Source organism: Flavobacterium sasangense DSM 21067 (assembly GCF_000686885.1).
Taxonomy (GTDB): domain Bacteria; phylum Bacteroidota; class Bacteroidia; order Flavobacteriales; family Flavobacteriaceae; genus Flavobacterium; species Flavobacterium sasangense.
On record NZ_JMLU01000003.1, the window covers coordinates 90,196 to 102,220 of the forward strand.

The following is a 12,025-nucleotide window of genomic DNA, read 5'->3' on the forward strand; positions in this document are numbered from 1 at the left end:
CACCTTGTTTACAGTATTTTATATTTATTGATTGTTTTATTTTAAAAACAAATGTGTTATGGAAAGAAAAATTACCCAAAAATTCCATAAAGAATTGATAGTACTATACTGTCTCTTCTTTTTTAGCATCGCAAATGCTCAAACCCGAATTTCTTATCAAGGATTTGACAGCAAACCAGAAGATACTTGGAGTTATACTTCAACGTTAAATTCTGGAACCATTCAAACCAATACAAGCACCTTTGTTTCTAGTCCAAATTCATTACGATTTGGAGGTTCAAACAGTTCAACGCCTGATGATCCTAATATTAGTTTCTCTAATATTGACATAACTAGTTTCTCTAATGTTTATGTAACTATTTATTTTTCGTCTAACGGATCTCCTGATGATAACGATGATTTGTATTTAGATGTTTCATATAACAACGGAGCTTCATATACAACTTCAGTAAAACTAATTGATGGAAAAAACAGCACAACATCAGATGTTTATGCGTTTAATCATGTAGCAAGTGCAGGTAATACTGCAGGTTCTCCTTACACTTTTGCTATTCCAAATGGAAATACACAGGTAAAAATCAGAATTCGATTTGATGAATTAAACGGTGTAAGTAATACTTCTGATTACTATTTTATAGACAATGTTAGTTTATATGGAAATCAAACTGGAAATCACCTAGAAGTTCTGGGATTAAACAATATAACTATAGCTCATAACGCATCGGTTTCATCCAGTTATGGAACCGATTTTGGAGAAACTCAAATTGTTTCAGATCCTGTAATTAGAACTTTCACAGTAAAAAATATTGGAACTAACACCATAAACTTAACCGGAACTCCTTTGGTTCAAATCATAGGAAGTTCAGATTTTACAGTTATTCAAAATCCAAGCAGTTCCATCAATACGAATAACTCAAGTACTTTTAAAATAAAATTTAATCCAAGTTCTATTGGAACTAAAACCGCACAAGTATCCGTTGCAAGTAATAGTGATGATGTGAGTCCGTTTTTATTTAACATAACGGGAAAAGGAATTCAAACTTTTTACGATAGTGACAACGATGGAATTTTTGACAATGTAGACATAGACGATGACAATGACGGAATTAGAGATGATATTGAAGAATCTAATTGTAATTCTTTAAACGGAAATAAAGTAAATTATAAATTCCTTAACGAAACTTTTGGTGCTGGGGGTCGTACAACCATCAACACTACCTATGATGCGTATACCTCATATTGTTATGAAGACGGATCTGCAGGTGTAAACACGCCAGAATGTCCCGACTTAAGCACAACCGACTTAAATGACGGGAAATATACCGTTGGTCCAACACCTGATGGTACTGCTTCTTGGGTTAATACATATTGGTACAAGGGTGGTGATCATACTGGAAATCCAAATGGAAGAATGGCAATTTTTAATGCATCTTACACACCCGGTATTTTTTATACTGCTTCTATTACAGGTGCACTTCCTAACATTCCCATTACCTACAGTTTTTGGGTTTTAAATATAGATAGAACAGATGCTGCTGGAATTGCAACTCGATTACGACCTGATGTGCGAGTAGAATTTCGCGATATGAGTAATAACCTAATTACTTTTATTGAAACCGGAGATATCCCACCTACTTCACCTGCAGGAGATTGGCAACATTTCACAGCAGACCTTAACTTAAATGTAAGTGCCTTCCAAGTAATTTTTATTAATAATGAAACAGGAGGAATGGGAAATGATTTGGCTTTAGATGACATCTTAATTACCCAAACTTTATGTGATTTAGATGGAGATAATATTGCCGATGTATTCGATTTAGATTCAGATAACGACGGAATTCCAGATGTAGTTGAAGTAGGTTTAGGTAATTTATCTGATGGGAAAGCTTATTTATACCAATGGTTAGATGTCAATCAAAATGGTATGCATGATGTAGCGGAATCTCACATTGTTCCTGATAACGATGGCGATGGCGCTCCTAATTACTTAGATTTAGACAGCGACAACGACAGTATTTTTGACGTAGATGAATCTTGGGCTGGAAATATAAATGCTTATGCTGGTTATGAAAATGGAGATGGCGACATTAATGGTGATGGCGCAGGAGATGGTCCAGAATCTGAAGATTTTAGAAATAAAGACACGAATGGAGATGGCAATTTAGAAGGCTTTGGCGATGGAATCTTAGATATTTATGATTATGCCTTTAATATTTATGGAAACGACAATCAAGGTACAAATGTAGCGCCTTTTACTTACTATGTTAAAGATACCGATGGCGATGGAATTCCAGACTATTTAGATGTAATGTCAAACGGAGCAACTTTTGATATTTCACAAACCCTTTACGTTAGTTTAGACACCAACAACGACGGAATTATCGACGGAACTACCGATACAGATGGCGATGGAATTTTAGACGCTTTCGATACAAATAACAACGTTTTTGGTTCTCCAAGAGATTTAGAACGAAAACTTTTCATTGCATTTGATGGTAGAAATGACTACGCAACTGATAACAACATTATTAGCAATTGGTCAAACGCTTCATTGATGGCTTGGATAAACATCAACAGCGCATTTACTTCTGAAGGAATTGTGGTGGGTCAAAACAAATTTTACATAAAAATCACTAATTCTAAAAAAGTAGAAGTTGTTGCAAACGGTACAACCTTAAGCAACAATTTAGCACTAAATTCGGCACAATGGATTCATGTTGGAGCAGTTTATGATGGTTCAAACGAACTATTAAAATTATTTGTAAATGGTGAAATGGTTGCGAGCACTTCTGTTTCTGGAACTATTTCAGACAATTCGCTTTTTACCATTGGAAAAAATTCAATTACAAATACGCAGTTTTTTAAAGGAAAAATTGATGAAGTTCGCTTATTCAATGTTGCGTTAACGGATTCCCAATTCCAAAAAATGGTTTATCAGGAAATTCAAGATAATAGTAGCCAAACACGCGGAACTATTATTCCAAAAGACATTCCAAGTTTACCATGGATTAATCTTGTTCGCTACTACAAAATGGACAATTATAAAGATGATGTAATTGATAATCACACTACCTCAACAATAGATACAGCTCCAGGAGCTAGAATCTATAATATAAAAACGATTGCCGTTCAAGAAGCGCCAATGCCATTTGTAACAGAGCAAACTGGCGATTTTCCAACAGCTGTAAACTCAATCCAAAAAGAAATTCGCGGATTAGATATTGCCGATTATGATTGGTCAATTGTTCATGTGAAACATAACATTATTTCAAACATAAATCATATTGATTTAGGAATGATTGTCGATTCAAATGTATTAATTGATGTTGTAAATGACACCAAACTGCAAAATGATTGGTATTTAAAATTAGATGGAAAAATCGATTTACATGATTATTCACAGTTGCTACAAACTACAGACAGTGATTTAGATCCTACAAGTATTGGTACAATAGAAAAAGATCAAAAAGGAACCGGAAATTTATACAATTATAATTATTGGTCATCTCCAGTAAGTTCAGTTGCTAGTTCTACAAATAACAACACTGGTTTTACAGTTGGTAGTGTGCTTCGCGATGGAACAAATGCAGCAAATCCACAAAACATTTCATGGACAACAGGATTAAATGGCGTTGCAAATCCACTCAGATTAGCAAGATATTGGCTGTACAAGTTTACTAATTTAACATCAGAATATGCCAATTGGCAACAAATCAATGAAAACACAATACTTCAATCTGGGCAAGCTTACACCATGAAAGGAAGCGGAATTGTTGCTCCGCCAAACATTCAACTACAAAATTATGTTTTTACCGGAAAACCAAATAATGGTTTAATCAATCATAACGGAATTCAAATCGGGATTAATAACATTAACTTAGTTGGAAATCCTTATCCATCTGCGTTAGATGCTAATGAATTCATCGGTGATAATTTAAATTCAATTACAGGGACTTTATATTTTTGGGAACATTATGCATCAAACAATACTCATGTTTTATCTGGTTATCAAGGTGGTTACGCAGCTCGCAATTTAGTGGGTGGCGTTCCACCAGTTTCACCAGCATTGATTAGCGGCTTAGGTTCCAGCTCTAGAATTCCAGGCAGATATATTCCTGTAGCACAAGGATATTTTGTTAAAGGAAATTCGAATGGAGGACAAATAACTTTTCAAAACAGTCAAAGAAAATTTGTAAAAGAAACTAGTATAAACTCAAACGAAATGTTTAGACAGAACAATTCGGCCACAAATCCACAAAATAGTAACGAAGAAGAAATTCCTGATAATTATACAAGATTGAGACTAGGCTATACAGGAAGTACTAATTTTCATCGCCAACTTTTGATAGGTTTTATGAATGAAAATGCTAATGATGAATACAATTTAGGATATGATGGCGAAATCATAGATCTTCAACCTGATGATGTTTATTTTCAAACTGGAAACTACAAATTAGTGATACAAGGTGTTGGCTACTTTTATTCTAATGCTATTTATCCATTGACTGTAAAATCAAGTCAATCAGGAACGGTAACTTTCATGATTGATGGATTGGAAAATTTTGATTTAAATCAACCTATTTACATCCATGACAATACAAATGATAGCTACAACGACATTCGAACATCAAATTTTACTGTAGTTCTTCCTGCAGGTGAAATTAATGATAGATTTTCATTGCGATTTTCAAATCAAACATTATCAAACAATGAATTTGAAAACAGTCAAAATATGGTATTCTTTAATTCTGAAAGCCATCAATTAGAAATCATAAACCCAAAAAATACTGAAATTGAAGAAGCTACTTTATTTTCAATTTTAGGACAAAAAATTAATCATTGGGAAATAAACAGTTCAGAAAACAATATAAAATTACCTGTTAAAAGTGTTGCAACCGGAGTTTATATCTTAAAAATAAAAACTAATAACAACAACTATTTGAGTCAAAAAATTCTAATTAAGCAATAAACAAATAATACTCTGGACTAACTATTTCTTAATATAAATATTACAATTTATTTATCTAATTAACCAGTTATTAAAAAAAACAATACAGTTATTACTTTCCAGTAATTTCTGCTGCCTTTTTTGTTAATATTTGTCCTAAATAATACATAAAAAACTCATTATCAGTGAATTAATTTTTTTTTTAAATTTTCTAAAAAATAATTCTAAAAAAGTATCCCAAAACCCCAGAATATGAAAGTCAAAAAAATTACAATTAAAAAATTTTTATTCCTATTTCTGCTAATAGCAATAGAAATAAAAGCACAAACTACTATTTTTAATGCTGATTTTTCTAACGGAACAGGTAATAATGCATTTACTTTAGGAAGTTTTACAAGATCAAATCATGCTAATTTTACTGCTACAGGTGTTACAGCTCCATATTTATATCTTGCAGGCTATGCAAATAATTTGAATACATCAGCTATTACACCGACAATTAATCTAACTGGTTATGAGAGATTAACATTATCATTAAAATATAATTTTCAAACCGAATTAGATTATGATGGCATAAAAATTTTATTTTCCACAGACGACGGTACAACTTGGCGTACTTTAGGAAAAGAAAACGATCAAGCGGTAAATTGGTACACAAGAACAAATGTTGCTGCATTTGGAACCGACCAAAGAGCATGGAGTGGTAACCCTGGAAACACTTGGTTTACGGCTAGCATCGACCTACCTTCACAAGGCTTTGACAATAAAAACAACATAAAGTTCGCAATACAATTTAGATCAGATTCTAGCAATAATTCATATAGAGGTGTTGCAATTGATGACTTCAAAATCACAGGTTATTCAATTGCAGCAAAAACGTATCCTAGCTATAGCGCTTTTAACAAGTTAGAAGTTTGGTACAAACCGCAGAGTTTATCAGCTTTAGCAAATGACGCTCCTATTGACTCTTGGCCAAATGATACTGGAATTAACACTAGTTGGACAAATGCTACTGGAACAAGTACTACAAGACCATTATACAAAAACAACACAACGAGTAATGTTAATTTTAATCCTGTGGTAAACTTTGATGGAACAAAATCAATGTTTTCTCGACAAGGATTTTATAATCATGACATATTTATTGTTGTAAATCCAGGAACACCCGTAAGTTCGGCTTATGCAGCACAAGATGTATTGATGGGAGACGATTTTCTTGAAATTTCAGGATCACAAGATATAACTGGACTATCCATTAATAACACTTCGGCAAGATATGGTGCAGGAGTAGCAAATATTGCGGCTTATAATCAAGGTGCTCAAACTAACTATGGTATAGCGATCACTTCGAGTACTATAACCTATGACCGTCCTGTAATTTTTAATGCTCGATTGAATGCTGCTGGAACAGGAATGAATTTATATCTAGATGGAGTTGATTTAGGCGTTACCCTTAGTCCTACGTTGATGAAAGAGGTTAATGTAGGTACTTTCAAACAAATTTTAAATTCGCGTTTTTGGATAGGACGAAGTGAATACTTTGGCCCTAGTTTTAATGGTGATGTAATGGAAATTATGATGTTCTCTGAAAGAAAATCTGACTCAGATAGAAAAAAAATAGAATCCTATTTGTCTATTAAATACGGAATTAATCCCGGATTATTTCCTGTGCCTGCTATCAGTTTACCACACGTACCTGGCGAACTTGTAGACTCTGATGGGGTAGCATTATGGAACAACACAATTAGCAATGGTTATACTTATAATGTAGCAGCTATAGGAAGAGACGACAGTACCGGCTTAAATCAAAAACAAAGCAAAAGTATCGATCCGGAGAGCTTTTTAACCATTGGACTGCGTGATATTTATACTACAAATGCTTTAAATACAAACACATTTGCCAACAATAAAGATTATCTAGTTTGGGGAAGTAACCTATTACCACTAACAGAGATGGCTTCGCCGATACAAGTCAATTTAGGAAGTAGTTTGGTAGCCACTTCAACACGAGTAACAAACCGAACTTGGAAGTTTGTAGAAAGAGCTACGACAGATGTTGGGATAGTGAAAATTTCTTTACCAGTATCTTCTGTGAGTTCACTACCCGCTTTAACAGGAAATAGTGATTATGTATTAATTTTAGCAGACGATGCTAATTTCACTACCAATGTAGAAACTGTATTTTTAAAAACGGTTGGTTCAAATTTAGAAACTACATATAATTTTAACGGGACAAAATACATGAAACTTGGTGTAGCCGAAGAAGTAATAGCTTCTCGTCACATCAAATTTGATGGCACAAATGATTTTATCCGATGCAATGATGTAACAAGTGTTACTGCTGCATTTTCTATTTCGGCATGGGTAAATTGTGAGGGTTCAAATACCTTGAATAACGAAAAAACAATTGTAGCTAAAAAAGGGGCTACACAAACGGGCTATCATTTTTTGATCAATAATGCCAATAAATTAGTGATGCGTTTTCACAATGGCGTTACAATGTCGGAAATAGTGAGTAATACAACTTTATCAACCAATCAATGGCGTAATGTGGCTTTTACACTTGATGGGTCAAATGTAGGAAGGTTGTATATCGATGGTGTTTTAGACATTCAAAGTAATATGAACGCTCGTACGGATATGACGAATGTTCTGACCATAGGTGGGCGTTATGTAGATGAAAGCAGTACCGTGGATTTCTTTAAAGGTAAACTTGAGGAAATTCACATTTGGAATGCAGCCCTAACTGTTGATGAAATTCGTTTTATGATGAATCAAGAAATCGAAAAGGGAAGTGGAGTTGCGATAAGAGGTAAAATTATACCCGCATCGGTTACTAAAAATGATATTAGTACAAGAACATGGGATAATAGTCTTTTTGCTTATTTCAATATGAACAATTACATAGGAACTTGTTTAAACGAAGTTTCGGGCAAGAAGTTTAGAGGAAGTTTAAACAATAGCAATTTATACACTATTGAAACACAAACAGCTCCTTTACCTTATGTTTCACTTGCTGATGGCGATTGGGAAACGGCTGGCGCTTGGACGAATGGTAGCTCAATGTATTATCCAAACAATTCATTAACTATTAATAATGTTGCTACAAAAATAGATTGGAACATCATTAAAACAACTCATAATATAACGTCTTCTGGAAATAAAACGCTATTAGCAGCTATTGTCGATAACAATACCTTAAAAATTAGCAATGATTCAAAATTAGAAATTTCACATTACTTAAAAATAAACGGAAAAATCGATTTAGAAGGAAAATCGCAATTAATCCAAACAACTAATTCCGATTTAGACCCAAGTGGAACAGGAACGTTAGAAAGAGACCAAGAAGGAACTGGAAACTTATACAATTACAATTATTGGTCATCTCCTGTTAGTACCATTACAAGTACAACTGAAAACAATACCGGATTTACAGTTGCAAATGTTTTAAAAGATGGAACAAATCCAGCGTCACCACAATCAATTTCATGGATTTCAGGTATTAATAGTACTAGAAATCCTATGAAACTAGCAAGATATTGGCTGTATAAGTTTACCAATTTAACTTCAGAATATGCTAATTGGCAGCAAATTAATGAAAATACAAATCTGCAAACTGGACAAGCATTTACAATGAAAGGAAGTGGAATTGCAACACCTCAAAATTATGTGACTCAAAATTATGTTTTCACTGGAAAACCAAATAATGGTACAATAAATCACAGCGGCATTTATATTGGAATGGCAAATATTAACCTAATAGGAAATCCATATCCTTCTGCATTAGATGCTAATGAATTTATTAACAATAATATAAATTCTATTACTGGAACGCTTTACTTTTGGGAACATTACACTTCAAATAACACACATAATCTTGCAGGTTATCAAGGAGGTTATGCAACCCGAAATTTGGTTGGTGGGGTTGCTCCAGTATCACCTCCATTAATTAGCGGATTAGGAACTAGCACAAGAATTCCAGGTAGATTTATTCCTGTTTCGCAAGGGTTCTTTGTAAAAGGAAGTGTGACAGGTGGCCAAATCATTTTCAAAAATAGTCAACGCGCATTTGTAAAAGAGAATAATCTAGATTCTAATGTAATGTTTAGAAATCAAACAAGTTCAACTGCTAACAATAATGAAGATGATATTATTTCTTCTGACACTTTTTCAAAAATACGATTAGGCTACAGAGGAAGTACCAATTCTCATCGCCAACTACTAATAGGTTTCATGAATGAAAACGCAGACCATAATTACAATAATGGCTATGATGGAGAAATAATCGATGCTCAAACAAATGATATTTATTTTCAATTAGATAATTATAAATTGGTTATCCAAGGAGTAGGTCACTTTAATACAAATGCTATTTATCCGTTAACTGTAAAATCAAGTCAAACAGGAACTGTAAACTTTATGATTGATGGATTAGAGAATTTCGACTTAAACCAACCTATTTATATTCATGATAATACAAATGATAGCTATAACGATATTCGAACATCAAATTTTAGTGTAGTACTACCAGCAGGTGAATTTAGTGGTAGATTTTCATTGCGATTTTCAAATCAAACATTATCAAACAATGAATTTGAAAACAGTCAAAATATTGTATTCTTTAATTCTGAAAGTCATCAATTAGAAATTATAAACCCAAAAAATACAGAAATTGAAGAAGCTACTTTATTTTCAATTTTAGGACAAAAAATCAATCATTGGAAAGTAAATAGTTCTGAGAATAATATCAAATTACCAGTTAAAAACGTTGCTAACGGAATTTATATTGTGAAAATAAAAACTAATGATAATAAATACTTAAGTCAAAAAATTATCATTAGGTAGTGAACAACTACATTTTTTTCTACTCTTAAAACGGGTGCTTTCAAATTTGAAAGTATCCGTTTACTTATTATTATAAACAATTAAATTTTAAAATAATCCCCAAGTTTCTTCCCAATCAAATAAGCGATTCCAATTCCTAAAATCAAAATCCAAAGATTTATAAAGATATAAAACGTATAAGCTAATGTGTTTTCCGTTGAATTGAAGCAATAATTATCAATTAAGAAACAAAACTGAGTCGATTCTTTAGAAAATAAAGACAACGCAAAGCTCATCAAAAAAGTAATCCCAATCGCCGACAAAACATAAACCACTGTTTTATTCATCGGTTTTTTACCTGTCGGAGCAAATACATTTCGTTCCGCTTCAGTACGTTTGTTATTCTGAAGGGACCAAATTACTTTTTTAGCTTCGTCGTCTACATTCATATCAAAAATCAATTACAAGTTCAAGGGCAAAAATCAAATTCAAGTTCAAGTTCAAAAACAATTACAAATTCAAACCTAAAATAAGTAAAACGCTCTGTGCAACTCTAATCAACACAATCAAGGTCAAAAAAACTCGGCGAATCTCTGTGTAAATTTTAACGCAAAGGCGCAAAGTTTTTCGCAAAGTTATTTTTTTAGATTATTTAAGGTCTAATCTCTGTGTAAAAAGAGACGCTTTCAGCGTGACAAGTTTGTGTGTAACAAAGCTCGGCTTTTAATTATTTTAATAAAGTAACTAACGTTGTAAAATCCACTTTCTGTTGTTCGCCAGTAGCTAAGTTTTTCAACCCAAATTCTTCACGCTCCATTTCCGATTCTCCTACAATTACGGCAAATGGAATTCCTCTTCTATCGGCATGTTTGAATTGTTTGTCGATTTTTGATTTATCTGGATATAACTCAACCTTGATTCCTTTTTGACGTAATTTTCCGATGGCTTTCATCGCATACAAGGCTTCTTTATCTCCGAAATTTAAGAACAACGCTTTTGATGTAGCTAAAACAGCTTCTGGAAACAAACCAACTTCTTCCATTACCAAAGCAATTCGGTCTAAACCAAACGAAATTCCTACACCCGACATATTTTTCAACCCGAAAATCCCTGTCAAGTCATCATAACGACCACCGCCACCAATTGAACCCATAGCAACACCTTTTGGCGCAGCGACTTCAAAAATGGCTCCTGTGTAATAATTTAAACCACGTGCTAACGTAACGTCTAAATCCAAGAAAGCGGTTTGCAAACCTAAAGTTGTAACGTTATCACAAATGAATTGTAACTCGTTTACCCCTTTCATTCCTTCTTCAGAATTCGCTAATAAATTGGCTAATTTTTCTATTTTTTCGTTGATGGTTCCAGTGAAATTGAACAACGGTTGTACTTTCTCAATCGCTGTTTCCGAAATGCCTTTTTCTAACATTTCTTTTTTCACGCCATCCTCACCTATTTTATCTAATTTGTCTAACGCTACCGTAAAATCAATCAATTTATCCGAAGCACCAATTACCTCAGCAATTCCAGATAAAATTTTACGATTGTTAATTTTAATGGTAACGCCACCTAAACCTAACTGACTAAAAACCGAGTCATACAATTGCACCAACTCTACTTCTTGCCAAAGTGAATTCGAACCCACCACATCGGCATCACATTGATAAAACTCTCTAAAACGTCCTTTTTGAGGTCTATCGGCACGCCAAACGGGTTGAATTTGGTAACGCTTGAACGGAAACTCAATTTCGTTTTGGTGTTGCACCACATAACGCGCAAAAGGAACGGTTAAATCGTAACGAAGGGCTTTTTCGGAAATGTGACTTGTTAACTTCAAACTATCTCTATTTTCCAACAAAGCAGCATCAGCTTTAGCCAAATAATCTCCCGAATTCAAAATCTTAAAAATCAAACGATCCCCTTCTTCCCCATATTTTCCCATTAAGGTTTCAGAATTTTCAAACGAAGGCGTTTCAATCGGTTGAAAGCCAAATTTCTCAAAATTGGTTTTTATCGTACTGAAAATATAATTGCGTTTCGCCACTTCTGCTGGTGAAAAATCTCGGGTTCCTTTTGGTATGCTTGGTTTTTGTGCCATGATTCAATTTGATGATTTGAAAATTTGAAAATTTGAAAATCGTAATCGTCTTTCAAATTTCATTGCAAATATCGAACATATTCGGCAGTATAAAAAATCTATTTTTTGGTTTTAAACACATAGGCACATAGTTTAAATTTAAACTAAAAAGGCAT

The 12,025-nt window shown here is 33.4% G+C and carries 4 protein-coding genes; 2 read left to right on the top strand and 2 right to left on the bottom strand.

Features of this window, described 5'->3' with window-relative positions; translation table 11 throughout:
* Positions 1–58: 58 nt before the first annotated feature.
* On the top strand, positions 59–4,969 hold the full coding sequence (locus tag BP92_RS0103685; RefSeq protein WP_026724804.1) for a LamG-like jellyroll fold domain-containing protein: 4,911 nt from the start codon (positions 59–61) through the stop codon (positions 4,967–4,969).
* 231 nt (positions 4,970–5,200) lie between these two features.
* Positions 5,201–9,793, top strand: a complete 4,593-nt coding sequence (locus BP92_RS0103690) for a LamG-like jellyroll fold domain-containing protein (RefSeq protein ID WP_026724805.1) — start codon at positions 5,201–5,203, stop codon at positions 9,791–9,793.
* 80 nt (positions 9,794–9,873) lie between these two features.
* On the opposite strand, the gene BP92_RS0103695 is transcribed toward BP92_RS0103690, so the two are convergent.
* Positions 9,874–10,221 (bottom strand): hypothetical protein, encoded by a 348-nt coding sequence (locus BP92_RS0103695; protein ID WP_026724806.1) that lies wholly within the window; start codon positions 10,219–10,221, stop codon positions 9,874–9,876.
* A 278-nt stretch (positions 10,222–10,499) separates the two neighbouring features.
* Positions 10,500–11,870: a histidine--tRNA ligase gene (gene hisS, locus BP92_RS0103700; protein WP_026724807.1), complete on the bottom strand. Its 1,371-nt coding sequence runs from the start codon at positions 11,868–11,870 to the stop codon at positions 10,500–10,502.
* Between the last annotated feature and the right edge of the window lie 155 nt (positions 11,871–12,025).

What these genes read in the sequence shown, in the direction of transcription:
- BP92_RS0103685 (WP_026724804.1), top strand. Translation starts at nt 59, where the DNA reads ATGGAAAGAAAAATTACCCAAAAATTCCATAAAGAATTGATAGTACTA.
- BP92_RS0103690 (WP_026724805.1), top strand. Translation starts at nt 5,201, where the DNA reads ATGAAAGTCAAAAAAATTACAATTAAAAAATTTTTATTCCTATTTCTG.
- BP92_RS0103695 (WP_026724806.1), bottom strand. Translation starts at nt 10,221, where the DNA reads ATGAATGTAGACGACGAAGCTAAAAAAGTAATTTGGTCCCTTCAGAAT.
- hisS (WP_026724807.1), bottom strand. Translation starts at nt 11,870, where the DNA reads ATGGCACAAAAACCAAGCATACCAAAAGGAACCCGAGATTTTTCACCA.